Annotated in this window: 22 protein-coding genes; 18 read left to right on the top strand and 4 right to left on the bottom strand. The window is 66.7% G+C overall.

What is annotated here, in order from left to right; genetic code table 11:
* Positions 1–5 precede the first annotated feature (5 nt).
* The 12 genes from aroC (at position 6) to J2X57_RS03685 (ending at position 14346) form a co-directional block, all read left to right on the top strand.
* Positions 6–1115, top strand: coding sequence for a chorismate synthase (gene aroC, locus J2X57_RS03740; RefSeq protein WP_309863909.1), 1110 nt, complete (start codon positions 6–8; stop codon positions 1113–1115).
* Positions 1112–2110: a D-glycerate dehydrogenase gene (locus J2X57_RS03735; RefSeq protein ID WP_309863907.1), complete on the top strand. Its 999-nt coding sequence runs from the start codon at positions 1112–1114 to the stop codon at positions 2108–2110. The genes aroC and J2X57_RS03735 overlap by 4 nt, the downstream gene beginning before the upstream one ends.
* A 31-nt stretch (positions 2111–2141) precedes the next feature.
* Positions 2142–3170, top strand: a complete 1029-nt coding sequence (locus J2X57_RS03730; protein WP_308846964.1) for an aspartate-semialdehyde dehydrogenase — start codon at positions 2142–2144, stop codon at positions 3168–3170.
* Positions 3170–3460: a hypothetical protein gene (locus J2X57_RS03725; protein ID WP_309863903.1), complete on the top strand. Its 291-nt coding sequence runs from the start codon at positions 3170–3172 to the stop codon at positions 3458–3460. The genes J2X57_RS03730 and J2X57_RS03725 overlap by 1 nt, the downstream gene beginning before the upstream one ends.
* Before the next feature lie 168 nt (positions 3461–3628).
* Positions 3629–6145, top strand: coding sequence for a FimV/HubP family polar landmark protein (locus J2X57_RS03720; protein ID WP_309863900.1), 2517 nt, complete (start codon positions 3629–3631; stop codon positions 6143–6145).
* Between the two features lie 493 nt (positions 6146–6638).
* Complete coding sequence (truA, locus tag J2X57_RS03715) at positions 6639–7406, top strand: tRNA pseudouridine(38-40) synthase TruA (RefSeq protein WP_036114074.1); 768 nt, start codon at positions 6639–6641, stop codon at positions 7404–7406.
* Positions 7403–8014: a phosphoribosylanthranilate isomerase gene (locus tag J2X57_RS03710; RefSeq protein ID WP_043693382.1), complete on the top strand. Its 612-nt coding sequence runs from the start codon at positions 7403–7405 to the stop codon at positions 8012–8014. The genes truA and J2X57_RS03710 overlap by 4 nt, the downstream gene beginning before the upstream one ends.
* A 10-nt stretch (positions 8015–8024) precedes the next feature.
* The gene (gene trpB, locus J2X57_RS03705; RefSeq protein ID WP_036114070.1) at positions 8025–9236 is read left to right on the top strand and encodes a tryptophan synthase subunit beta; all 1212 of its coding nucleotides are present in this window, start codon (positions 8025–8027) and stop codon (positions 9234–9236) included.
* A complete protein-coding gene (trpA, locus tag J2X57_RS03700; protein ID WP_309863893.1) occupies positions 9236–10036 on the top strand; it encodes a tryptophan synthase subunit alpha in 801 nt (266 codons plus the stop codon). The genes trpB and trpA overlap by 1 nt, the downstream gene beginning before the upstream one ends.
* Before the next feature lie 63 nt (positions 10037–10099).
* Positions 10100–10972 carry an acetyl-CoA carboxylase, carboxyltransferase subunit beta gene (accD, locus tag J2X57_RS03695; protein WP_309863890.1) on the top strand — a complete coding sequence of 291 codons (873 nt, stop codon included), beginning with the start codon at positions 10100–10102 and terminating at the stop codon, positions 10970–10972.
* A gap of 214 nt (positions 10973–11186) precedes the next feature.
* Positions 11187–11393 carry a DUF6229 family protein gene (locus tag J2X57_RS03690; protein WP_309863888.1) on the top strand — a complete coding sequence of 69 codons (207 nt, stop codon included), beginning with the start codon at positions 11187–11189 and terminating at the stop codon, positions 11391–11393.
* 10 nt (positions 11394–11403) lie between these two features.
* Entirely contained in the window at positions 11404–14346 is a 2943-nt protein-coding gene (locus J2X57_RS03685; RefSeq protein ID WP_309863885.1) for a type 2 lanthipeptide synthetase LanM family protein, read from the top strand.
* Here the strand turns inward: J2X57_RS03685 and J2X57_RS03680 are convergent.
* The 3 genes from J2X57_RS03680 to J2X57_RS03670 form a co-directional block, all read right to left on the bottom strand.
* Entirely contained in the window at positions 14262–14804 is a 543-nt protein-coding gene (locus J2X57_RS03680; RefSeq protein ID WP_036114058.1) for a phosphatase PAP2 family protein, read from the bottom strand. The genes J2X57_RS03685 and J2X57_RS03680 overlap by 85 nt on opposite strands.
* Positions 14776–15936, bottom strand: coding sequence for a glycosyltransferase family 1 protein (locus J2X57_RS03675; protein ID WP_036114057.1), 1161 nt, complete (start codon positions 15934–15936; stop codon positions 14776–14778). The genes J2X57_RS03680 and J2X57_RS03675 overlap by 29 nt, the downstream gene beginning before the upstream one ends.
* 124 nt (positions 15937–16060) lie before the next feature.
* The gene (locus J2X57_RS03670; protein WP_036114054.1) at positions 16061–18139 is read right to left on the bottom strand and encodes a ricin-type beta-trefoil lectin domain protein; all 2079 of its coding nucleotides are present in this window, start codon (positions 18137–18139) and stop codon (positions 16061–16063) included.
* 204 nt (positions 18140–18343) lie between these two features.
* Between J2X57_RS03670 and gltX the strand changes: the two genes are divergently transcribed.
* From gltX to J2X57_RS03655, 3 genes are read left to right on the top strand one after another with little or no spacing between them, the layout of a single operon-like run.
* Positions 18344–19747, top strand: coding sequence for a glutamate--tRNA ligase (gene gltX / locus J2X57_RS03665; protein WP_309863878.1), 1404 nt, complete (start codon positions 18344–18346; stop codon positions 19745–19747).
* Complete coding sequence (locus J2X57_RS03660) at positions 19740–20042, top strand: hypothetical protein (RefSeq protein WP_036117827.1); 303 nt, start codon at positions 19740–19742, stop codon at positions 20040–20042. Before gltX ends, J2X57_RS03660 begins: the two co-directional genes overlap by 8 nt.
* Before the next feature lie 40 nt (positions 20043–20082).
* Positions 20083–20556, top strand: coding sequence for a transcriptional repressor (locus tag J2X57_RS03655; protein WP_036114050.1), 474 nt, complete (start codon positions 20083–20085; stop codon positions 20554–20556).
* Between the two features lie 301 nt (positions 20557–20857).
* Here the strand turns inward: J2X57_RS03655 and J2X57_RS03650 are convergent, their stop codons facing one another.
* Positions 20858–22870, bottom strand: coding sequence for a TonB-dependent receptor (locus J2X57_RS03650; protein ID WP_309863874.1), 2013 nt, complete (start codon positions 22868–22870; stop codon positions 20858–20860).
* Between the two features lie 87 nt (positions 22871–22957).
* On the opposite strand from J2X57_RS03650, the gene J2X57_RS03645 reads away from it, so the two are divergent.
* The 3 genes from J2X57_RS03645 to J2X57_RS03635 all read left to right on the top strand — a co-directional run bounded on the left by J2X57_RS03645 (position 22958) and on the right by J2X57_RS03635 (position 24679).
* A complete protein-coding gene (locus tag J2X57_RS03645; protein WP_043697621.1) occupies positions 22958–23413 on the top strand; it encodes a MerC domain-containing protein in 456 nt (151 codons plus the stop codon).
* Between the two features lie 37 nt (positions 23414–23450).
* A complete protein-coding gene (locus J2X57_RS03640; protein ID WP_309863870.1) occupies positions 23451–24419 on the top strand; it encodes a cation diffusion facilitator family transporter in 969 nt (322 codons plus the stop codon).
* A 95-nt stretch (positions 24420–24514) separates the two neighbouring features.
* Positions 24515–24679 (top strand): 30S ribosomal protein THX, encoded by a 165-nt coding sequence (locus J2X57_RS03635; protein WP_079522086.1) that lies wholly within the window; start codon positions 24515–24517, stop codon positions 24677–24679.
* Positions 24680–24696 lie beyond the last annotated feature (17 nt).

Below are 24696 nucleotides of genomic sequence, written 5' to 3'. Positions count from 1 at the left end.
GTACCGTGTCCTCCAATACGTTCGGCAAGCTGCTCTCTGTCACCACCTTCGGCGAAAGCCACGGCCCGGCGATCGGGTGCGTGGTCGACGGGTGTCCCCCTGGTCTGGCACTGGAGGCGTCCGAATTCCGTGCCGACCTCGAGCGCCGCGCCACCGGGCGCTCGCGGCACACCTCGCAACGCCGCGAGGCGGATGACATCGAGATCCTGTCGGGCGTCTACGAGGGGGTGACCACGGGCACCCCGATCGCGCTTCTGATCCGCAATACCGACGCGCGGTCAAAGGATTACGGCAATATCCTCGACACGTTCCGCCCGGGGCATGCCGACTACACCTACTGGCAGAAGTACGGCGTGCGCGACCCGCGCGGCGGCGGCCGGTCCTCGGCGCGCGAGACCACCATGCGCGTGGCGGCAGGTGTCATCGCCAAGAAGTGGCTGGCCCAGCGCTATGGCGTTACCGTTCGCGGCCACGTGTCCCAGATCGGCGAGATGGTGCCGCGTGGTTTCGACGCCGATGCCATCGAGACCAGCCCGTTCTTCTGGCCCGACGCGGCCCAGATTCCCGAATTCGAGTCCTATATGGACGCCCTGCGCAAGTCGGGCGATTCCGTGGGCGCCAGAGTCACCGCGGTCGCCGACGGCGTGCCGGCGGGCTGGGGCGAGCCGATCTACGGCAAGCTGGACGGCGAACTCGCCGCCGCCATGATGTCGATCAACGCGGTCAAGGGTGTCGAGATCGGCGACGGCTTCGCCGCCGTGGCCCAGCGCGGTACGCAGCACCGCGACGAACTCACCGCCGACGGTTTTCTCTCCAATCACGCGGGCGGCATCCTGGGCGGCATCGCCTCGGGCCAGCCTGTCGTCGTCTCGGTGGCCTTCAAGCCGACCTCCAGCATCCTGATCCCGGGGCGCAGCGTCGACCGGGCAGGGCAGCCGGCCGAGGTCGTGACCAAGGGCCGCCATGATCCCTGCGTGGGTATCCGCGCCGTGCCTATCGTCGAGGCCATGCTGGCTCTGGTGCTGATGGATCAGGCGCTGCGCCATCGTGCGCAATGCGGCGATGTGGGCGAGGTGCCCCCGCGGATCCCCGGCGTCGTACAGGACAACGCATGAGCAAGCCAGTCGTCTGGGTCTCGCGACCCTTCTTTCCCGATATCGTCGACCGTCTGCGCGAGCACTTCGACGTGCGCGCCGAGACCGAAGAACGGCCGTTCTCGCCAGCTGAGCTGGCGGAACGTCTGGCCGACGCCGACGCCGCGATCGTCGGCCTCGCCGACAAGATCGATGGCAAGGTGCTGCGGGGCGCGCCCAAGCTGCGCTTCGTGGCCAATCTCGGAGTGGGCTACAACAACCTCGACATCGATGCCCTGACCAGCGCCGGCGTCGGTGCGTCGAACACTCCGGACGTGCTCAACGAGACGGTAGCCGATTACGCCTGGGCCCTGATGCTGGCCGCGGCCCGCCGGGTGGGCGAGTCCGAACGCTGGCTGCGCGACGGGCAGTGGCATGGCTCTCGTTTCGAGGGCTGGCTGGGCGCCGACGTACACGGCAAGACCATCGGTATCCTCGGCATGGGCCGGATCGGGCAGGCCATCGCGCGCCGCGCCTCCGGTTTCCGCTCGCCGGTGATCTACCACAACCGGTCGCGCCTCGAGGCCTCGATCGAGCGCGACTGCGGGGCCCGGTACGTCGACAAGGCCACGCTGCTCGCCCAGTCGGACCACCTGATTCTGGTGCTGCCGTTCACGCCGGCCAATCGCCATACGATCGGCGAGGCGGAGCTGAAGGCCATGAAGCGGACGGCCACGCTGGTCAATATCGCCCGTGGCGGCATCGTCGATGACGCGGCCCTGGCCCGGGCGCTGACCGACGGGACGATCGCCTCGGCCGCCCTCGACGTGTTCGAAGGGGAGCCCCAGGTGCACCCCGACCTGCTGAAAATCGAAAATATCGTGCTCAGTCCGCACATCGCCAGCGCAAGTCGCGACACACGTCGCGATATGGCGGCGCTGGCTGTGGACAATGTGCTGGCGGCGTTTGGACATGGTCCCCACGCCGGCCGGCCACCCACGATTCTCAATCCGGGTGTACTGGCCGACGCCAGCTGACCTGTTTCCCACGCCCTGACGAAAGCGACTGATGAGCAAGAAGACGAGTTACAAGGTAGCCATGGTGGGTGCGACCGGCGCGGTCGGCGAAACCCTCCTTTCGATCCTCGCCGAACGGGACTTCCCGGTCAGCGAACTGGTGCCCCTGGCGAGCGAGCGCTCGGCGGGCGGTACGGTCGATTTCGCTGGAAAACCTTACGTCGTCCAGGATCTCGCCAAATACGACTTCGACGGCGTGGATATCGCCTTCTTCTCCGCCGGCGGCTCCGTCAGTCGTGAGCACGCGCCGCGCGCCGCGGCGGCCGGTGCCGTGGTGATCGACAACACCTCCGAATTCCGCTACCAGGACGACATTCCCCTGGTGGTGTCCGAGGTCAACCCGCACGCGATCGCCGATTACACGGTGCGCGGCATCATCGCCAACCCGAACTGCTCGACCATGGGCATGCTGGTGGCGCTGGCGCCGATCCATCGCGAGGTGGGCATCGAACGCATCAACGTGGCCACCTACCAGTCGGTGTCGGGTGCGGGCCGCAGCGGCCTGGAAGAGCTGGGCAAGCAGACCGCGCAGATGCTCAACTTCCAGGACGTCGAGACGTCCAAGTTTCCCAAGCAGATCGCCTTCAACGTGATCCCGCACATCGACGACTTCCAGCCCAACGGCTACACCAAGGAAGAAATGAAGATGGTCTGGGAGACCCGGAAGATCCTCGAGGATCCTTCGATCCAGGTGAACCCGACGGCGGTGCGCGTGCCGGTGTTCTACGGTCACTCCGAGGCCGTGCACATCGAAACACGCGACAAGATCACGGCCGAGCGCGCCCGCGAACTGCTGGAGCGGGCGCCGGGCATCGTCGTGCAGGACGAGCGCAAGGCCGGCGGTTATCCCACCCCGGTCGGCGATGTCGCCGGCAAGGATCCCGTGTTCGTGGGCCGTATCCGTGAAGACATTTCCCATGAGCGCGGCCTCGACCTCTGGGTCGTGTCCGACAACATCCGCAAGGGTGCGGCGCTGAATGCCGTGCAGATCGCGGAGATCCTGATCGAGGACTATCTGTAATGAATCATCGCGCCGTCGCCGTTTGCCTGCTCGTTCTGGTATCGCCTTTTGCGATGGCCGGGCAGCGGGCGACGGCGCCGGCGCGAGCTGAAGACGCGCAGGCCGCCCGGGCCAGACTGGACGCGACGCACCGGGAGGTCACGGCGCAGGATGCCAGTGTGAAGCGGCTCAAGGCCAGGGTCGACACGCTGGAGTCGAACTCCGACGCGGCGGCGAAAGCCCTGGCCGAACGCGATCGGAAGATCGCCGAGCTGGAAAAGCAACTGGCCGCCGAGCAAGGGCCGCGTTAACTGTAAGGGGGGCGTGTACGGGATTCGCGAACGACCGCAACGTTGTCGCGTAACTACCCGTGTTCGCTATTGTTAGTTGTTGCTGGGGTGCACTAAAGTGGCGCCTTCGCGGTTGATCGCCCGAAAGAGGCGCGCCGCCGGCATGATATTCGTTCGGGGGAAGCAGTAATGAACCGCACATTGAAGTTGTCGATCATGCTGGCGCTGGTAACGGGGGGCGGCCACGCCATGGCCCAGAACCTGGGTCCGGTCCAGATGCGCTCCACCATGGAACAGCCGTTGGTCGCGGAAATCCCGCTGACCGGCGTGTCGGGTAGTCTCGACAACGTCCATGTCACGCTGGCTTCGCCGGAGGCTTTCTCCCGCGCCGGGCTCAATCGCGACGGCCTGCCCGTGGCGCTCAGCTTCGCGGTGGCCAGGAATGCCAGCGGCCAGCCGGTGATCCGCGTGACCAGCAGCTCGCCGGTCCGCGACACCTATCTCGATTTCCTCGTCGAGGTCTCCAGCGGTAGCAACAAGGTCGTCCGCGAGGTGACCATGCTGCTCGATCCGCCGGGTACCCCGATTTCGGCGCCGTCCACGGGTGCACCGAAGCCGACCTCGCGCCCGTCGCGCACCTCGGACGTGCCGTCCCGCTCCTCGTCAGATGAATCGCGTCCGTCGCGCAGCGAAGCGGCCGCTCCGGCCAGATCGCCATCGCGCAGCAGCGCGCCGGTTTCCGCCGACGGTAGCTACGGTCCGGTCCAGCGCGGCCAGAGCCTGTCCGCCATCGTGCGCGCGCACGGCAACGGCGGCGACATGAACCAGATGCTGCTGGCCCTGCACAAGGCCAACCCGGATGCGTTCTACCGCGACAACATCAATGCGCTGAAGACGGGCGCCGTGCTGCGCGTGCCGTCGCCGGAAGACGTGCAAGCCCAGTCCGCCGCGTCGGCCCTGGCCGAAGTGCGTCGCCAGAACGAAGAGTGGCGCTCGGGCTCCACCCGCAAGCCGTCCGTGGTCGCCGATGGCGCCTCGACCGGCGCGGCACAGGACACCGGCAAGGCCGCCGCGCCCGCCAACGATCGCCTCGCCATCGTGCCGTCCAAGGCCGGTGGCGATGCCGCGTCGACCCGCGCGGGCACGAAGGACGGCAAGGGCGATGCCCAGATCGCCGGCCTCAAGCAGGAGCTGACGACCCAGCAGGAAAACGTCGCCTCGCTGAAGCAGCAGGGCGCCGAGCTGAAGTCGCGGATCAGCGATCTCGAAGAGATCAACACCAAGAACGAGCGCCTCCTGAGTCTCAAGGATTCGGAAATCGCCGAGTTGCAGCGCAAGCTGGCCGACGCGCGCAAGACGGATGGCCAGCCGGCCGCGGCGGCTTCCGCGCCGACCCCGGCTCCGCCGCCTGCTCCCGCACCGGCACCGGTCGCCGCCACGCCCGCGTCGACCCCGGCCGCTACCGCATCGGCTCCGTCGGCCACGCCGGCACCGGTACCGTCCGCCGCCACGGTGGCAACGACGCCGTTGCAGGCACCGGCGGCCGCGCCTCAGGCGCCTGCGCCTGCGCCAGTGGCTGCCGCCAGGCCGCCGGTCAAGAAGGCGACTCCTGTCGCGCCGGTCCCGGTCGAAGAAGATCCCTGGTACATGCAGCCGTGGGCATGGGGCGGCGGCGCCATCGTCGTCCTCCTGCTGCTGGTCGCGGCCGTGTTCGGCCGCAAGAAGCCCAGGCCTTCCGCGGCGAGCGCGAGTTCGCTGGCCGATCGCTTCGGCCACGAGCCGAGCTTCGGCGAATACGGTCATAACGATGCCATCGACCAGGATCAGCGCGAGATCCTCGACGCCCTGGCTGAGCACCCGGACGATATCGGCCTGCACCTGGAGCTGGTCAGCCTCTACTACGGCCGCCGTGACGTCGAGCATTTCGAAGCCGCCGCCGAGGCCATGCACGCGCACGTCGCCGATCCGGAACAGCCGGAATGGCGCGAAGTCGTGATGATGGGTGAAGACCTGGCCCCGAGCCATCCGTTGTTCGGCGGCACGCCGGTCGACGCGGTGGAGGAGCCGTACGATACGTACACGGCCGCCACGCCGCACACGGCCGACGAGGCCGCCGCGCTCGAGGAATTCGACCTGGGCAGCTACGTGACGGGTCCGGATGAGGGCGAAATCCCGCCGCGTCCGGCACCGCAGAAACACAGCGAATACCACTTCAACTTCGACCTCACCCCGGTGCAGCGTGCCGAGGCGGATCGCCGTCCCAACGCACCGGACGTCTTCGATGTCGATGCGCCGGAATCGCCGTACAGCGAAACCCCGCTGCACGACGAGCCCGCCCACGGCTCGACCTTCGGCGACATCCTGAGCGAAGAGACGAAGACGCACGAGGAAGAGCGTTCGACGTGGTCGTTCGACGAAGACCATGATCTCGCCTCGCCCAGGCCGTCGGATCCGCCGCGTTTCGACGAGCCGCCGCGCTTCGACGAACCGCCGGCGTTCCCGGTCTTCCCCGACGAAGAGCCGCTTACCGACCATTCGGCGGACAGCTTCAGCGACGACCCGGTCGACACCAAGCTCGACCTGGCCCGTGCCTACCTCGACATGGGCGACGCCGAAGGCGCCCGCCTGATGCTCGAGGAAGTTATCGCCGAGGGCTCGCAGATGCAGAAAGACACCGCGAAGCGGATTCTGAGCGATATCGTCTGAGTCATTCGTAGGCCGTGATACTGGAGCCCCGGTTGTGCCGGGGCTTTTTTTGTGCTCGGCTTCGCCATCGCGTTGGGCGCGAATGCGTCGAGGCAGGGGCGCCGCCGGGTGCCATTCTCGTCGCTAAGTCCTCCTTCGGCCTTCGCCTACGTGCGGAAGCGCTCTGAGAACGACACCCGGCGGCACCCCTCCGAACGATGAGGTTTCGTGCCGCAAAAACGATCGAGGAGCATAGGCGCAGGCCGCAAGATCGCCGCGCTCCGCTTTGCTCGCCCACAACCTACCGTTGCGTTGGGAGGGAGTCGTTGGATGCCGTTCCTGGAGCGATTCCGCAGGGAGGCGAAGGCCGGACGAGGACTTAGCGACAGGAACGGCAGCCAACGGCTCCCCAGCCTCAGCGCAATCGCTGCCATCCCCCATACGCCCCCGAACGCACCCCCAGCCCCCCGAGTGGTACCCTTTCCGGTTTCCACCGCCCCAAGATCCCCGCCCCATGCGCATCGCCCTTGGCGTCGAATACGACGGCACCGACTTCTTCGGCTGGCAGCGGCTCAGCCATGCGAAGACCGTGCAGGGTTCGCTGGAGGCCGCGCTCGCTTTTGTCGCGCAGACGCCCATCGAAGTGACGGCCGCCGGCCGCACCGACGCCGGGGTGCACGGTCGCTGCCAGGTGGTGCATTTCGACACCGAGGTGGTGCGCGACATGCGCGGCTGGATCCTCGGCGCCTGCTCCAATCTGCCGCACACGGTGGCGGTGACCTGGGCGCAGGTGGTGCCGGACGACTTCCATGCGCGGTTCTCCGCACGGGCCCGACGCTATCGGTATCGCCTGCTGCCGCGCTTCGTGCGCCCGGCGCTGGATGCGCGGTTCGTTGCCTGGGAGCGCCGCCAGCTCGATGCGGAGGCCATGAACGAAGCCGCGCAGGCGATCGTCGGCGAGCACGATTTCACCGCGTTCCGCGCGATCTCCTGCCAGGCCGCGCATGCGCGGCGCAACGTGCGCTCGATCCGCGTGTTTCGCGAAGACATCCATGTGGTGGTCGAGATCGAGGCGAACGCCTTTCTCCATCACATGGTGCGCAATATCGTCGGTTCGCTGCTGCGGATCGGCCGTGGTGAAGAGAGCGTCGGCTGGATGGCCGAACTGCTCGCCGGCCGCGATCGCGAGGTGGCCGGCGCCACCGCACCCGCGGAAGGGCTGACCTTCCTCGGACCGCTTTACGAAGCCCACTGGGGGCTGCCACAGGAAGTGACGCTATGACCCGGATCAAGTTCTGCGGGCTGACCCGCCTCGACGATGTACGCCTCGCGGTGAACCTCGGCGTGGATGCCATCGGCTTCGTGATGACGCGCAAGAGCAAGCGTTTTGTCGAGCCGGCCGCCGCCGCGCAGCTGCGCGATGCCGTTTCGCCGTACATCACCACGGTTGCGCTGGTGATGGACGACGAGCCGGCGTTTATCGACGAGGTGCTGCGCGTGCTCCGTCCCGACATGCTGCAATTCCACGGCGCCGAAACCGACGACGAATGCGCCCGCTACGGCGTGCGCTATACCAAGGCCATCGCGATGGGTGAGGGTGAGGCGGCGCTGGCGCGTCTGCACGAATATCCGCGCGCGGCCGGGCTGCTGCTGGACGGGCACGGGCTCGGCGAGCAGGGCGGAAGCGGGCAGCGTTTCGACTGGTCGCGGATGCCGAAACATCTTGCGCAACCCCTGATCCTCGCGGGTGGGCTCGGCGCCGACAACGTGGCCGAGGCCATCCGCATCGCACGCCCCTGGGCCGTCGACGTCTCCAGCGGGATCGAGACGTCGCCCGGTATCAAGGATGGGGCTAAGATGGAACGCTTCATTTCCGCTGTACGACGATAACGAGAAGGCAATGACCGAAATCACGGATTTTCACGCCTACCCCGATGCGCATGGCCGCTTCGGTGACTACGGCGGCATCTACGTGGCGGAAACGCTCATGGAGCCCCTGGCCGAGCTGACCGCCGCGTATGAAAGACTGCGTGTCGATCCCGCCTTCATCGCCGAGCTCGATCGCGACCTCAAGTACTACGTGGGCCGTCCCAGCCCGGTGTACTTCGCCGAGCGGCTGACGAAGCACGTCGGCGGCGCGCGGATCATCCTCAAGCGTGAAGACCTGAACCACACAGGCGCGCACAAGATCAACAACACCGTGGGTCAGGCGCTGGTCGCCCGGCACATGGGCAAGTCGAGGATCATCGCCGAGACCGGCGCGGGCCAGCATGGCGTGGCGAGCGCCACCGTGGCCGCGCGTCTGGGCCTGAAGTGCGTCGTCTACATGGGCGCCGTCGACATCGAGCGGCAGAAGATCAACGTCTATCGTATGCGCCTGCTCGGCGCCGAGGTGGTCCCGGTCACTTCCGGTTCGAAGACACTCAAGGACGCCCTCAACGAGGCGATGCGCGACTGGGTCACGAATGTCGCCGACACCTTCTACATCATCGGCACCGTGGCGGGTCCGCACCCGTACCCGCAGATGGTCCGCGACTTCAACGCCATCGCCGGTCGCGAAGCGCGCGAGCAGACGCTGGAGCAGTTCGGCCGTCTGCCGGACGTCATCACGGCCTGCGTCGGTGGCGGCTCGAACGCCATCGGTCTGTTCCACGCCTTCCTCAACGACCGCGACGTGCGCATCGTCGGCGCCGAGGCGGCGGGCGACGGTATCGGTACGGGTCGTCATGCCGCCTCGCTGGCGGCGGGCAAGCCGGGCGTGCTGCACGGCAATCGCACCTACGTCCTCTCGGACGCGAACGGCCAGATCGTCGAGACGCATTCCGTTTCCGCGGGCCTCGACTATCCGGGCGTCGGCCCGGAGCACGCGTTCCTGAAGGACGCCGGTCGGGCGGAATACGTCGGCGTGACGGACGACGAAGCGCTCGAGGCGTTCCACTTGCTCGCCCGCACGGAGGGCATCCTTGCCGCGCTGGAATCGAGCCACGCGATCGCCCAGGCGATCAAGCTGGCCCGTGAACTGCCCAGCAACGGCCTGGTGCTGGCGAACCTTTCCGGTCGCGGGGACAAGGACGTGCACACCATCGCCGAGCGTGAAGGGATCGAGATCTGATGAGCCGCCTTGAAAGCCGTTTCGCGGCACTGAAAGCCGCCGGTCGTACCGGCCTGATTACCTTCGTCACGGCGGGTGACCCGCAGCCGGACGCCATGGTGCCGATGCTGCATGCGCTGGTCGCCGCGGGCGCCGACGTGATCGAACTGGGCGTGCCGTTCTCAGATCCGATGGCCGACGGCCCGGTGATCCAGCACGCCAGCGAGCGGGCCATTGCTAAAGGCATCGGCCTGCATAATGTGCTGGCCTGGGTCGCGGCATTCCGTGAGACCGACAACGAAACGCCGATCGTCCTGATGGGCTACCTCAACCCGGTCGAGATGTACGGATACCCGGAATTCGCCGACGATGCCGTGGAGAAGGGTGTCGATGGCGTGCTGATGGTCGACTGCCCGCTCGAGGAGGCGCACGTGCTCGCGCCGCTGCGCGATGCCGGCCTCGACCAGATCCTGCTGGCCTCGCCGACGACCACCGATAGCCGGCTGCAGGCCTTGTGCGAGGCGGCTTCGGGCTTCCTGTATTATGTGTCGTTCGCTGGCATCACCGGCGCGGCCCAGCTCAGCACGGCGGATATCGCCGAGCGCGTGGCCGGCATCCGGGCGACGTCGAAGGCGCCGGTCGCCGTCGGCTTCGGGGTGCGCGACGCCGCGAGTGCCGCGGCCATCGGTGCGTTCGCCGATGCGGTCGTCATCGGCAGTGCCCTGGTCGAACGTCTGGCCGGTGCGACGTCCGCTGACGAGGTGGCAAAACGGGCCAACGATTTCCTGGCCCCGATCCGCGCCGCCCTCGACGCGCGCTGATCGAAACGAGCTTCATGTAGGAGCGCGCCCCGCGCGCGACGCGACACCAATCGGAGACGCACGATGAACTGGCTGCAGAAAATCATGACGCCGAAGACCCGCGCACCCAGCGCGGCCGGCGGTAAGGGCAAGGTGCCCGAGGGTGTGTGGGAGAAGTGCGCCGGTTGCGGCACGGTCCTTTACAAGCCGGAGCTCGAAAAGTCGCTGATGGTCTGCCCGAAGTGCGGCCATCATCACGCGATCTCGGCGCGCGTGCGCCTCAACGCGTTCCTCGACGAAGGCAGCGCGAAGGAACTCTGGCCGAAGCTGGAGGCCGTCGACGCGCTCAAGTTCAGGGACCAGAAGAAGTACAAGGACCGCGTCGTCGCCGCGCAGAAGTCCACGGGTGAAAAGGATGCGCTGATCGCGATGTCCGGCACGCTGCTGGATCGTCGCATCGTTTCGGTCGCCTTCGAGTTCGCTTTCATGGGTGGCTCGATGGGGTCGGTGGTCGGCGAGAAATTCGCACGTGCCGCGGAAAAGGCGCTGGCGGAAAACAGCGCACTCGTCTGCTTCGCCGCCACGGGTGGCGCACGCATGCAGGAAGGCCTGTTCTCGCTCATGCAGATGGCCAAGACGTCGGCCGCACTGGCGCGCATGCGCGACGCCGGTGTGCCGTACATCTCGGTGCTTACGCATCCGACCACCGGCGGTGTGTCAGCAAGCCTTGGCATGCTGGGCGACCTCAACGTCGCCGAGCCGAAGGCGCTGATCGGTTTCGCCGGCCCGCGTGTCATCGAGCAGACCGTGCGCGAGACCCTGCCTGAAGGCTTCCAGCGTCCCGAGTTCCTGGTCGATCACGGCGCCATCGACATGATCGTCGACCGTCGCGAAATGCGCGAAAAGCTCGGCTCGATTCTCGGCATTCTGGAGAAGGCGCCGCGCGCGGCGGCGTGATCCGGCTTCGTAAGTAAGTGAAACAGGGAAGGCCCCGGAGAAATCCGGGGCCTTCTTCGTTCGCGGCAGTCACTTTTGCGGCTCATGCCGAAAACACGTAACGACGCATGGCGTTGGCCCTTGTGCCGTATCCGGGCGCACGACAAGAATCGGCCGGGGTGAGGGCGCCGGAGTACGTACGTTTTTCCATTCCATACCGCAAAGGATGAATCCGATGAACAACGACATGAACTTCGCTTCCAACTCCGTCAGCCGTGCCGCGCAGTGGCGCACGCAGGCGGACAACAACAACCCGGCGGGTGCGCTCTTCGCCAACGAATTCGCCGAGGCGGATATCATCGGCGGCACCGATATGCTCGTCACCGATTGTGCGATGTGTACGGGCTCCATCAAGAACACCATCCACATCTACTGCGCCTGATCCTCTCGCCGTGACGTCCTCCACGGACGCCGACGATTTCAGCGAATCGCTGGGCTGCCTGATCGCCGATGCCATGGTGGATCTTGCAGCCCGGCTCGCCGGGGTAGCCGGCCTGACGTGCGCCGAACGCGGCGTCGTCGCCGACGCGACGCGCGCTTCGCTGACGGAAGCGCTGCATGGCCGACTCGGTCGTGTCCTGTTGCTCGAGTTGCACGCGGCCGTCGAAGACGGCTTGCTCGTCGCTGCCGACAGCGCGGGCCGCTGGCACGAATTCATTGCGCGCTCGTCGTCTCCCGCATTCTGGGAAGAACTGACGACGCATTATCCGACGCTGATGGATCGCGTGAATTGCCTGGTGGAACAGCGTTGCGCAAGCGCGCTGGCGTTCGCCATGCATTTCGCGACGGACCGCGAGGCGCTCTACGTATTTCACGGTAGCCCGCTCGGCGAACTCGTCGCCCTGGCGATCGGCGCGGGCGACAGTCACCGCGGCGGAAGGACCGTGGCGTTGCTCACCTGCGCCCGCGGCCGTATCGTCTACAAGCCACGATCGGTGGGCATCGACGCCGCCTTGTCCCGCTTTATCGAGCCACTCACAGCGCAGGGCGCCAGTCTTCGTGTACCACCCGTCGTGGAGCGGGATGGCTACGGTTGGGCCGCGTTCGTCGAACACCGCTACGCCGCCGACGAGGGCGAACTGTCCCGTTTCTATCGCGGACTGGGCGAGTGGCTGGCCGTCATGCGTCTGCTCGGCGGTAGCGATCTGCACGCCGAAAACCTGATCGCGCACGGTGCGCATCCGTTCGTCATCGACTGCGAGACGCTGTTCACGCCGCATCCGCCGGTCACGCCGTCGGGCATGGGCCTGGCGCACGACCGCGCCATGGGCATGGTCGAAGGCAGCGTGCTGAGCATGGGGTTTCTGCCGGGGCGCGGCGCGGCGTTGGCCTGGCGTGGCGTGGATTCGTCCGGCATGGGTGCCTTGCCGGGGCAGCAGCCCAGCGTGGAGGTGCCTGCCATCGTCGACGCGGGTACGGATCGCGCGCGGCTGGGCACCGTCATGGTCGAGCCCGGCGGCGCAGCGAATCATCCGTCACGCGCGCCCGCGCTGGCTGCGCACTGGCCGAAGGTCGTCGAAGGCTTCGATCAGGTGACCGCCTGGCTGCGCTCCGAGGACGCGGCGGGGAGACTGGCTGACCGGTTGCGCCCGTTTGCCGGCTGCGAAGTGCGTGCGGTCGTCCGGTCGACCGAGGTGTACGCCGAGCTGGCGCGCATGCTCTGGCACCCGGTGTCGCTGCACGCACCTGACGAAGCGAAGCATCGCGCCGCCGCGTTATTGCGTCGGATGGGTCTGAACCGAGCGATTTCGCCCGATCGCGACGACGTGATCGCGGCCGAGATCGCCGACCTGCTCGATGGCGACATTCCGCTGTTTTCGACGATCGTTAGCGAAGGGTGGCTGGCGGGCCCTCGCGGCACGTCGTGGCTCGATCCCCGCGACCTCGCCGAGGATGCATTGCGACGCTGGCGCGAGGCAGATCTCGCGCTCGAACGTCAGGCTATCCGCGCCTCGCTGGCCAGCGCCTATGCCGACGGTGACCGCGACGAAGCGCATGCCTCCCTGCGACCGGTACGCCTCGCGTTGCACGATCTCGACCGCCGTCGCCGTCGGCTCGCCGCAGGTGTCATGAAAGACATCGTGAGGCGTGCGATCCGCGGTGACGATGGCAGCGTGGCCTGGATCGCTTCCGTGCTGGGTCCCAACGGGCGCAGCGTGCAACCGATCGCTCAGGATGTATACGGAGGCATCGCAGGCATCGCGTTACTGGCTCATGGTTATACGCGCGAGCGCGATGCGGGGAGGGCGGACGATGTGTCGGAGATCGATGCGATCGCAGCGGCGGCGGTCGACACGATGCGATGGGCCGAAGCGCAGCTATGGGAGCGTCGTACCCATGTGGCGCGGCCGCGCCCGGTGCCTCCCGGTGGGTACATCGGTCTCGGCTCCCAGATCGCGTCGTGGCTGCTACTGGAGGCCTGGGGCGCGACGGCGGCAGGTGAGGGCGTCGAGCGGGCGCAGCGTCTCGCCGGACTCATCGCGGAGTCCGTCGCGGCGGACGATACGCGCGACCTGCTTACCGGCAGCAGCGGTGCGATTGCACCCCTTCTTACGCTTTACGCGCGCACGAAGGATGCGAGCCACCTGACCCAGGCGATGACCGTGGGCGATGCACTGATCGAGGCGGCGCGTCGGCAGGACGGCCGCGCCTGGTGGCCGCACGAGCGATGGCCCGATGGACTTGGCGGATTCGCCCATGGATCGACGGGCATCGGATGGGCACTGGCGAAGCTGGCGCAGGCGTCCGGACAGGATCGTTTTCTTGCGATATCGCGGGCCGCGCTCGCGTTCGACGCGTCGTTGTTCGATCCGGCGACGGGTTGGCGCGACCTTCGTGGTGGCGACCCGGCGGCCGCGTGGTGCCACGGCGCGGTCGGTATCGGGCTGGCGCTGGTGGATCTGGATCCGGCATTGGATAACGCCGATCGGCGTGCCCAGTTCCGCGTCGCTTCGACGCTCGCCTGGCAGAACGGTATCGGTGGCGGGCATGGGCTATGCCACGGCGATATGGGGGCGTGGGAGCTGCTCGACATCGCCGTGCGCACGGGATTCGCTCCCGCAGGCTGCGACAGCGATACGCTGAAGGCCACGATCATCGGCAGCATCGAAAGCCACGGAGCCCGGTGCGGCAGGCAGAGTGAAGACCTGTCACCGGGCCTGATCGCCGGCCTGGGCGGCGTCGCGTGGCAGTTGCTGCGGATGCATCCCGAAAGCGCTCTGCCTTCCGTCCTGCTTCCGTCCTTCGCGAATCAGACCAGCACACGCTCCGCCCACAGCGACAACGTGCCGAGCCCGCCACCAATGACGGTCGCGGCGAGCACGTCGCTGGGGTAGTGCAGACCGAGCACGACGCGTGAGGCACCGATGAGCGCGGCGAAGCCGATCAGGAAAGGTGCGAGCACCGGGTAGTGCGCGACGGCGACGACGGTAAACGAGACCGCCTGCAACGTGTGTCCCGACGGAAAGCTGAACTCATCCAGCGGGGGCACGTGGGCTATCACACCGGGACAGGTGCGGAAGGGGCGTGGGCGACGCGTCCAGCGCTTCAGTACGCGATAGAGCATCAGTGCGGTCAGTCCGGTGATCGCCATCTGGACCGCCACGGCCACACCGTGCCAGCCGCCGACGATCGCCATGACCGTCATCAGCGAATACCAGAAGACGCCATCACCGAGGCGGCTGATGGCGCCGAAGAAGATGCCGATCGCACGACGCGCGCCCCAGCGGTTGGCGGCGACGCACATGCGCCGGTCGAGGCTGGCCCTACGCGGCGACGGCGGTGCTGCGTTCATGGACGCTCTCCTCGGCCATTGATTGCATGATGGATTCGAATTCGGCGATGACCGAATCGGGTGATGAACCGGCAAGCGAGAGACGTGCGGCGCCGCCCATCGCCCGGCACGCGTGGATGTCCGCACCGAGCGCCGCGGCGCGTTCGATCAGTCCGCCTTCGTTGCCGGGCGCGACGCGGATGCCGTTCTGGCCGTTGCGGATGAATTCGCGAGCGGCGGCTTCCGCATAGGCCACGACGGGTGTCCCCGACGCCATCGCCTCGAGCACCACGTTGCCGAAGGTCTCCGTGAGGCTCGGAAAAACGAACAGATCGGCACTGGCGTAGTAAGCGGCCAGGTCGTCGCCGCGGCGGACGCCGGCGAAAATCACATCCGGATGGGCCGCTTCGAGAGCGGCACGACCCGGACCGTCACCGACGATGACGCAGCGGGCTCCGGGAACGCGACGCTGCAGGGCACGGTAGGCATCGATCACGACGTGCAGGTTTTTCTCCGGCGCCACACGGCCCACGCTGAGCATGACCGGCGTATCCGGACCCGCGCCCCATGACGTGCGCAGGTCGTCGTTACGGCGTTCCGGATGAAAACGCTGCGGGTCGACAGCGCGGCGAAGCACGCGTACGTCGTGGACACCGAGGTCGTTGAGCTCACCGGCGAGCTGGCCCGTGGGCACCAGGGTGGTCTGCGCGCGACGATGGAACCGGGCGAGGTAGTTGCGTACGAACGGGGTCAAGGCGCCGAAACCGTAATGACCGACGTAGAAGTCGAAGCGCGTGTGGAAGCCTGTAGCGACGGGGATGCCGAGGCGGCGGGCGGCGCTTACCGCGCTCCATCCCAGCGGGCCTTCGGTGGCCACGTAGATCGCATCCGGGCGGTCCGACCGCCAGCGGCGTTCCAGGCGAAAGCGGGAGGGCAGGCCGAAGCGCAGGCCGGCATAGCGGGGGACGGCGGCACCTTCGACGGCGAGGACATCCATGCCCGCATCGGCCATGGCCGGCGTGTCGGGGTGGATCGGGCGAATGAGGTCGACGGTGTGTCCGCGGCGGACGAGTCCGCGGGCGAGCGACTGGACGGTAAGGGAGACCCCATTGACGTCCGGTGCATAGGTCTCGGTGACGATGCCGACTCGCATGGCGGTGCCCCTGTTGGCCTGAGCTTGGTCCAAGCTTCGCGCGCAGGGATGTCGCGGGCATGATGGTGATATGACGCTGGCGTTACCGGAACGGGCCCGGCGATCGACCGCCGGGCCCGCTTTGTCACTTGATGCCGAAAATGAGCGGGATGGCTGCCCAGCGCTGCCCGCTGTCGACATCGCCGAATGCGAGATAGGCATCGGGGATCGGTTCGGCCTGGAAGTTGAAGCCGGGAATGTAGTCGCCCCTGCGTGGCTGCAACGGGTAGGTCGTCCACGGCGGCAACAGTGCGTTGGTCGCATTGACCGGCAGCAATGCGTCCTTACCGGGGCGGAACGCCGTCGACAAGCCCGATGCGTCCGTATGCAGGCGCAGGCGGCCACCTTCGAAACGGGAATGGATGCGGTCGGCACGCCATTCCCACTGTTGCGCCAGTGTCTGCGTGCATGCCGTGGCCCTCACGCCACCGAACGCGGTATCCGTCTCCAGGCACATGCCGCTGCCACGGTTCACGTATCGTCCGGCCTCGTCCATCATCCATTGCTGAACGCGATGGCCTTCGGTGCGGTCGCAGGTCTCGAGGGTGATCCGGGCGGACGCGTCGGGCTGCGTGATGCAGCGGTTGGCGTCGCCCAGGGACTGCAGCAGCACCGTCGGTGTGCGCGTGAGGTAGGGCGTGCCGAGGTCCATGATCACGCTGGCAATCGGCTGCGCCGTGGCGACGAATTCCCGCCTGTCCGACGGGCCGCGGCTGGTGACGATCGAGAGTTCGCACGGCGTCGCATCGAGAACGACGACTTTCTCATGGCAGTCGATGGCATCAGCGGTCGTTTTGGCCTGGTGATGGAAGTAGCGGTTCATCACGGTGGCGGCGCTGGTGACCTTGATCGGGCCTTCGTACGTACCGTCGACCCGCCATGTGGCCGCGGTTTCCAGCCCCGCGTGTTTCATCATCCGACTGCGCCCCCCTGTCGTGGCGGGTTTACCGAAGTAGGCGGGTTTGGCTGAAATGTCATCGGCCAGGGCGAAACGCCACGATGCCTCGGTTTGATTTTCCGCCTGGAATTCGGAGAACGCGGCGCTGTAGTCGTCGAGCGTGATCGTTACGGATTGCTCGTCCGTGTTCGTTTCGCTGTAGGAAAACGATGCGGGGAATTTGCCGGCCGACGAAATCTTGCCATCGGCGAGCCCACGGGTCGTCTCGGGCGACACCGACACCCCCCATGTCGAGGTGGTGACATGTTTGTCGGTGATTGTCCGGGCGGTACGGCCGTCAGTCATCGGGTGATAACTGAGCAAGCGGGCGTTCGGCGTTGCATCTTCCGGCCACATGAGCCACGTCGACAAGCCGTACTCGCCAGGCACGTAGATGCCCGCGCCGTGGGGCAGGGACGGAAACGGCCAGATCGGCACCCACCATAAGGGATTGTTCTTTCGAGTATCCAGCCCTCGCTGATGGGGGATGACCTCGGCCGTGCTCTTTACCGTGATCAGTTTGGAGTCGTGCGTGCGGCTGGTATCCCGGGTGACCGTCGCGATCAGCGCCACGCGCGATCCATTGGTGTGGGTCTTGGATGCGGCCCAGGGACGCACGGGCGTCTCGCGCGCGGGCGCCGTCTGCGATGCCTGCGCGGGACCGCGCGTGACAGGGGCAAGGCGTGACCTCGATGCTTCTTCTGCGTCAGCCATCGCCAGACGTCTGGCGTCCTCGACCACGTGGCCGGCGATGGCCGCCAGGGCCAGCGGATCGACCGTATCTTCGAACAGATGCAGGTGAACGCCGCCATGGCGCAGTGGCTGGTAGAGCACGGTCGCTTCGGTGGCTTCCACGCCGAACAGGGCGATTTCGTAGCGTCGCTCACCTGTTCGGGCGGTAACGAGCAGGGCGACGCCTGAGGAGACGATATCCAGGGCCTCGGCCCGGGCGTGGGGCGAGGCCAGTGCCGAGGCGGGTACCCATGCGATGACGGGATCGGCCGACGCTCCGGATTGCGACAGTGCCGTGCCCTTCAAGGCTGCCGGTGTCCGCCAGGCGGCTGGGTCGCCGCCGGTCGCCGTCAGGATCGCCGGGAGGTCCGAAAGGCGCAGATAGCGCACGTCGAGGCCGACCACCTGGGCGTCCGTGGGCGGTGACTGCGCGACGATCGGCGCGGACAGGCCCAGGGCGATGGCGACGACCGCGTGGCGTAGGGGGGTCTTCATGGATGCATCCTTGCAGTTGGGGAGTGCTTACAGCATGCGCGGGCGAGCCCGTGCGCAGCATCCGGCCAGTGGTCTTCTTTTGTGTAGGAATGACTGCAGCGGGGCACTGGCAGAAAGGCAGGCACGCTGTAGGGGATGACCTCGAAACCACCCCGGTGCCCGATCGGTTAAAATCCCGTCCTTGTCCGTCCGATGACCTCAACGATGACCGTCCGTACCCGTTTCGCCCCCAGCCCCACCGGCTACCTCCACATCGGCGGTGCCCGTACCGCGCTCTACTGCTGGCTGGAGTCGCGCCGCCGCGGTGGCGAATTCGTACTGCGCATCGAGGACACCGATCGCGAGCGCTCCACGCAGGAGGCCGTGCAGGCCATCCTCGACGGCATGCAGTGGCTCGGCCTTACGCACGACGAAGGTCCGTACTATCAGACGCTGCGCATGGATCGTTACCGCGAGGTGGCCGACCAGCTGCTGCGCGAGGGCAAGGCGTATTACGCCTACGAGACCAAGGAAGAGATCGAGGAGATGCGCAACGCGGCCATGGCAGCCGGGGTGAAGCCGCGTTACAACGGCTATTACCGCGACCGCAACGAGCCGCTGCGTGACGATCCGAACCGCGTCATCCGCTTCAAGAACCCGTCCACGGGTTCGGTGGTGTTCGACGACAAGGTGAAGGGGCGCATCGAGTGGTCGAACGAAGAGCTCGACGACCTCGTGATCTTCCGCTCGGACGGCTTCCCGACGTACAACTTCGCGGTCGTGGTCGATGACATCGACATGGGTATCACCGAGGTGATCCGCGGCGACGACCACGTCAACAACACCCCGCGCCAGATCAACATCTACAAGGCGCTGGGTGCGCCCGTACCCGAATTCGCGCACCTGCCGATGATTCTGGGGCCGGACGGTCAGAAGCTTTCCAAGCGTCACGGTGCCGTCAGCGTCATGCAGTACCGCGACGACGGTTTCCTGCCGCATGCACTGCTCAATTATCTCGTCCGCCTGGGCTGGTCGCATGGCGATCAGGAAATCTTCTCGGTCGATGACATGAAAACGCTGTTCGACGTCTCGGACGTCAACAAGGCCGCATCGCGCTTCGACGTGACCAAGCTCTCCTGGCTCAATCAGCATTACCTGAAGACGGATGACCCGGCGACGCTCGGGCCGGAACTGGCCTGGCACCTCGGCAAGATCGGTATCGACGCCTCGGCTGGCCCGAACCCCGCCGATGTGGTCGTGGCCCTGCGCGACCGCGTGCAGACGTTCAAGGAAATGGCCGAGCGCGCGAAGATCTGGTACGGCCCGATCGTCGAGTGGGACGACAAGGCCATCGAGAAACACCTGCGTACGGACACCGCGCCCGCCGCGCTCGAGAAGGCGAAGTCCGAACTCGCCGCTCTGTCTGAGTGGACGCCGGAGGCCGTGCACGGCGCCGTCGAGCGCGTGGCCGCGGGCCTCGAACTGGGGATGGGCAAGGTGGCCGCGCCGCTGCGCGTGGCGATGACCGGCACGCAGGTGTCGCCGTCGATCGAACACACCATCTACCTGGCCGGTCGCGACGGTGCGCTGGCGCGCATCGACGAGGCGCTCGCCCGCGCTCGTGGATGAGATCCTGGCCAAGGCGATGCGGGGCGTCGATCCTGACGACCCCGGGGCCTTTCTGGCGATCTTCACCAACCTCATGGCCGCGGTGCCATGGGGGCAGCTGATCCTCTGGCAGATCGTTTTCATCGTCGTCGGCGGCGTGCTGGGCTGGTGGCGCGGGCGCTTCGTCGCCGGCATCGTCGCCGCGCTGGTGCTGGGGCCGTTCGGCTGGGTGGTGCCTTTCATGCCACGCAAGCGGCCCCCGCCTTTACCGCCGCGTGGCGGTCCGCCGCCTCTGCCCGGGTCGAAAAAGCGCTGACGGGCCCTCATGTTAGAATGAGGGATACGAGGACTTCGATGTGACCACGCACGCCGCGCACAAGCACACGCACGAACACCATGACGATGCCCGCGGCTTCGTCGCGGCGGTCGAACACGCCTCGCTGGAGCGCGGTCTGCGCCTGACGCCCCTGCGTCGTGAGGTGCTGGAACTGGTCGCGAGCGCGGGCAAGCCCGTAAAAGCCTACGATCTGCTCGATCGCCTGCGCGAGAAGCACGGCAACGCCGCGCCGCCCACGGTCTATCGGGCGCTCGATTTCCTCCTTGAAAACGGCTTCATCCATAAGCTCGAGTCGATCAACGCATACGTGTCCTGCCATCATCCGGCGGAATCGCATCAGGTACCTTTCCTGATCTGCGACAAATGCCAGTGCGCGCAGGAAGTCTGCGACGAACGCGTCGCGGAGCTGATCGAGGCCCAGGCCAAAGCCCTGGGGTTCCGTCCGCAAGCGCAGACCCTCGAAGTGCACGGCATCTGCAAGAACTGCCGGTAACGCCCCAAAATCGGTAGGAGCGCGCCCTGCGCGCGAAAAGCCTACACAGCGAAGAAGCGGCACCCCACCATCGGTAGGAGCGCGCCTGCGCGCGAAAAGCCTACACAGCGAAGAAGCGGCACCCACCATCGCTAGGAGCGCGCCCTGCGCGCAAAAAGCCTACACAGCGAAGAAGCGGCACCCAGCATCGCTAGGAGCGCGCCTACGCGCGAAAAGCCTACACAGCGAAGAAGCGGCACCCCATCATCGCTACGCAGGCTTTTCGCGCGCAGGGCGCGCTCCTACATGTTCTTTTTGTCGGTCAGAAGAACGCGCGCACGCCCACCGACACATTCCGTCCCGGCATCGGTGCCACATCCTTGAACAGCGACGTCGCCGGACGGGCGGTCTGGTTGGTCAGGTTGTTGCCGTCGACGAACGCTTCCCACTGGCTGCGTTCGTCGTTGACGAACGTCCATGCGAAGTGCGCATTGACCAGCGTGTAACCGGCGGTGTCGGTTTCGAACGCGGCGATCTTGTCCTGCTTCATGTAACGCACGGCGCCGAGGCTGGCGCGCAGGCTGTCGGCAGTCCAGCTCAGCGTGGAGCCCACGCGACCGGCGGGAATGCGCGGCACGTTGCCGGCACCGTCGGACAGCGTGGCGCGCACCGTGTCGCCGAACACGCGCAGATCCCAGTTGCCCGACGTCCCCTTCGAAAGGTGGAACGTGGCTTCCGCTTCCGCGCCGCGGAAAGTCGCGTCATTCTGCGACCAGATGCGTACCGGCAGGTCGTCCTCGACTTCGCCGGTGTCGGCGAGATAGATGAAGTTCTTGTACTTGTTGTAGTAGACCGCGACCTTGCCCTCGACCACGTCACCGTGGAAGTGAAGGCCCAATTCGGCCTGGTTGGATTTTTCCTTGTTGAGGTCGCTGCCGATCTCGAAGGTGTTCGAGGCTTCATGCGGGCCATTGGCGAAGAGTTCCTCTTCCGACGGCGCGCGCTCGGCGTGGTCGAGGTTGAGCGACAGATGCCACTGGTCAGCGAAACGCCACGCGGCGCCTGCGGAAAAACTGTTCGGGTTGTAGTCGCGCCTGGCGCCGTTATCGGGCTGGACGGTCTGCTTGTCATGCCGCGCGCCAAGCTCGACCTTCACCGGCCCAAAGTCGCGCTGCTCGGTGAGGAATACACCGACGCCCTTGGTCGTCGTCGCGGGTACGAAAGTCTCTTCGCCCACGGCGGAGAACTGACGATGCTGGGTCTGCACGCCGAAGGCACCGTTCCATCCAGCGAGTTCTTCGTGCGTGACGACGAGGCGGCCCTGGTTGCTGGTCGTCGCAAACGTCGTGCCCGGCGTATCGCCTTCGAACTCCACGTGCTGGTAAGCGCCGTGGCCGAGGTTGAACTCGATCTTCGCGATGCCGTCGATCGGCTGGATGAAGCCTCCCTTCAGGCTGTAATTGGTCTGCGCCATCTTGATGTGCACGGGATCTTCGCCCTCCGCCGGATCGCCTGGCTCGGCGGGGCTGCCGTAGAGATCCATGAAGCGCGAGACCGACAGGCCGAGGTAGCCCCACGATCCGAGCAGCGACGCGCCCACCGCGCCGGACGTGGTCTTCACCGCGCTATTGGCGAGGGTGCCGCCCGGGATATCGTAATCCTCGTTGTCGCGATGCATGCCGTCGACGTGGATGGCGAACCTGTCGTTACCCGCGTCGAGGCGGAGCAGGCCGGTCTTACCGTCCGACACGGAATCGCTGCGCACTTCGGCGCGGCCGGCGAAACCGTTCTCCGGCGCTTTTTCCGGCACGCGGCCGTCGACGACGTTCACGACGCCACCGATCGCGCCGGAACCGTAAAGCAGGGTGGCGGGGCCCTTCAGCACTTCGATCTGATCGGCGAGGAACGGCTCGAGAGTCACCGCATGATCCTGACTGACATTGGATACGTCCTGCGACGACAGTCCATTTTCGAGGACGGCGACGCGGGGACCGTCGAGACCGCGAATGATCGGACGACCGACCGCCGTACCGAGCGCCGAGCTTTGCACGCCCGGAATCGCCGAGACGGTCTCGCCGAGCGACACGGCCTTGGCGTCATCGAGAGCCGAGCCGGCCAGTACGGCCACGGGAGCCACGATCTGGTCGGCGCTCTGGCCCAGGGGCACCGCGTTGACGACGATGGCGTCCAGCTTTTCGGCGTTCTTGCGCGATTTCCCCTGGGTCTCTCTGGCGCTCGCGGGCGCCGAAGCATCCTGGGGAGCGTCTTCGGCCATGGCGGGGAGGGCGCTACCGAACGTGGTAGCCAGCGTCAGGGCGAGAAGGGTTCTGCGCATCGGGGTGAAACTCCGTGGTGTGTTTTGAGATGTTATAAAGTATCATTACTTGCCTGGACCCGTGCAAGAAGTCACGCTATGCATCCCATGACCGATCTCCCTCTCGAATCCGACGCTCAGCAAGTGCCCCGACGCTGGTGGCATGTGGCCGACCGCTTCGGCGCCACGGCCTCCTTCCTCTGCGCGATCCACTGCGCGGCGTTGCCCTTCGTGATCGCGCTGCTGCCTGTGCTCGGCCTGTCGTTCCTGGCCGATCATCGGTTCGAAACCGGCTTCGTCGCCTTCGCCTGCGTCCTTGCCTCGCTGGCCCTGATCTCCGGGTATCGGCGCCACCACCGACGTCTGCCACTGGCTCTGGCGATACCCGGCCTCACCCTGCTCGTGCTCGGCGTGACCTTTCTGCACGGCGGGTCGCTCGTGGTGCACAGCGTGCTCGTGACCTGTGGCGGGCTGCTCGTCGCTTCCGCGCACTTCGTCAATCTCCGGGTCGACCACAGCGAGCATGCGGGCCATATCCACGGCCCCTCCTGCGCGCACCCGTGATTGTGTAACCGCGCCCCGAGCACCTAGCCTTTCGTTCATGGCACACGATCACGCACACGCCCACGGCCATTCCCATGGCCACGCGCATACCCACGACCACGACCACAGTCATGCCGCCGGCGGCAGTGAACGGAAGCTGCTGTTCGCCTTCGTTCTGACGACGCTGATGCTGGTGGTCGAAGCGGGTGGCGGCATCCTTTCCGGCTCGCTGGCGCTGCTGGCCGACGCCGGCCACATGCTGGTCGACGCGCTCGCCCTGCTGCTGGCGTTTCTCGGCGCGCGCTTCGCGGCGCGCCCGGCGGATGCTCAGCGCACCTACGGTTACGGCCGCATCGAGGTGCTGGCGGGCTTCGTCAACGCACTGACCCAGTTCGCGCTGGTGGCGTTCATTGTCTACGAGGCGGTGATGCGCCTGTTCAATCCGTCGCCGATCCTCTCCGGCGTGATGTTCGTGGTCGCCGCCGTGGGACTGGTGGCCAACGTGGTGGTGCTGCGCACGCTGCATGGCCACGACCCCGACGACGTCAACATCGCCGGCGCCAGCCTGCATGTGCTGGGCGACCTGCTGGGCTCCATCGCCGCGGTGCTGGCCGCCCTGGCGGTGCGCTGGCTCGACTGGAACTGGGCCGATCCGGTCCTGTCGATCCTGGTCTCGATGCTGATCCTGCGCAGCGCGTGGTCCCTGGTGCGACGTTCCGGCCACATCCTGCTCGAGGGCACGCCTGAAGGCGTCGATCTGGCGGACGTGAGAAGTCGGCTGGAGGGCCTCGATCCGGGCATCCTCAGCATCCACCACGTGCACATCTGGCAGGTCACCGCGGGCTCGCGGATGGCCACGCTGCACGCCGAACTCAAGCCCGGCGCCGATCCGGCCCGCATTCTCACGGTCATCAAGACGACCCTGAGCGAGCGCTGGCGGGTGGGGCACGCGACGGTCCAGGTGGACCCGGGTCATTGTCCGGACGACCTCGAGGGCTGCGGCCAGGACGGCCGGCACACTCACTGAACTGCCCGCCTGAACGGCTGGCGCTTGCCATTTACGCGGCCGCTGATACGATGACCGGCCGTTCCTCTCTACTTTTTCGAATCAAGGAGTTTCCCATGGGCAAGGGCGATCGTCGCACCCGTCGCGGCAAGATCTACCGTTCCAGCTATGGCAAAGCCCGTCCGCACGTCGACGTCGTCACCGGCGCCGCTGTTGCCAAGCCGGCCGCCGCCAAGCCTGCCGCTGCCAAGAAGGCAGCCGCGCCTCGCAAGAAGGCGTAAAGCCGTTCTTGCGTGAG

This window comes from Luteibacter sp. 1214, from assembly GCF_031455395.1.
GTDB classification, from domain to species: domain Bacteria; phylum Pseudomonadota; class Gammaproteobacteria; order Xanthomonadales; family Rhodanobacteraceae; genus Luteibacter; species Luteibacter mycovicinus.
Note: the sequence above shows the minus strand (reverse complement) of the source record. Positions and strands in the feature narration are given on the sequence as shown.

Coding starts and splice junctions, on each gene's coding strand:
- J2X57_RS03650 (WP_309863874.1), bottom strand. CDS start 22,870: ATGCGCAGAACCCTTCTCGCCCTGACGCTGGCTACCACGTTCGGTAGC.
- truA (WP_036114074.1), top strand. CDS start 6,639: ATGCGCATCGCCCTTGGCGTCGAATACGACGGCACCGACTTCTTCGGC.
- J2X57_RS03680 (WP_036114058.1), bottom strand. CDS start 14,804: ATGAACGCAGCACCGCCGTCGCCGCGTAGGGCCAGCCTCGACCGGCGC.
- J2X57_RS03635 (WP_079522086.1), top strand. CDS start 24,515: ATGGGCAAGGGCGATCGTCGCACCCGTCGCGGCAAGATCTACCGTTCC.
- trpB (WP_036114070.1), top strand. CDS start 8,025: ATGACCGAAATCACGGATTTTCACGCCTACCCCGATGCGCATGGCCGC.
- J2X57_RS03730 (WP_308846964.1), top strand. CDS start 2,142: ATGAGCAAGAAGACGAGTTACAAGGTAGCCATGGTGGGTGCGACCGGC.
- J2X57_RS03645 (WP_043697621.1), top strand. CDS start 22,958: ATGACCGATCTCCCTCTCGAATCCGACGCTCAGCAAGTGCCCCGACGC.
- gltX (WP_309863878.1), top strand. CDS start 18,344: ATGACCGTCCGTACCCGTTTCGCCCCCAGCCCCACCGGCTACCTCCAC.
- J2X57_RS03640 (WP_309863870.1), top strand. CDS start 23,451: ATGGCACACGATCACGCACACGCCCACGGCCATTCCCATGGCCACGCG.
- J2X57_RS03720 (WP_309863900.1), top strand. CDS start 3,629: ATGAACCGCACATTGAAGTTGTCGATCATGCTGGCGCTGGTAACGGGG.
- J2X57_RS03670 (WP_036114054.1), bottom strand. CDS start 18,139: ATGAAGACCCCCCTACGCCACGCGGTCGTCGCCATCGCCCTGGGCCTG.
- accD (WP_309863890.1), top strand. CDS start 10,100: ATGAACTGGCTGCAGAAAATCATGACGCCGAAGACCCGCGCACCCAGC.
- J2X57_RS03725 (WP_309863903.1), top strand. CDS start 3,170: ATGAATCATCGCGCCGTCGCCGTTTGCCTGCTCGTTCTGGTATCGCCT.
- J2X57_RS03735 (WP_309863907.1), top strand. CDS start 1,112: ATGAGCAAGCCAGTCGTCTGGGTCTCGCGACCCTTCTTTCCCGATATC.
- J2X57_RS03675 (WP_036114057.1), bottom strand. CDS start 15,936: ATGCGAGTCGGCATCGTCACCGAGACCTATGCACCGGACGTCAATGGG.
- trpA (WP_309863893.1), top strand. CDS start 9,236: ATGAGCCGCCTTGAAAGCCGTTTCGCGGCACTGAAAGCCGCCGGTCGT.
- J2X57_RS03690 (WP_309863888.1), top strand. CDS start 11,187: ATGAACAACGACATGAACTTCGCTTCCAACTCCGTCAGCCGTGCCGCG.
- J2X57_RS03710 (WP_043693382.1), top strand. CDS start 7,403: ATGACCCGGATCAAGTTCTGCGGGCTGACCCGCCTCGACGATGTACGC.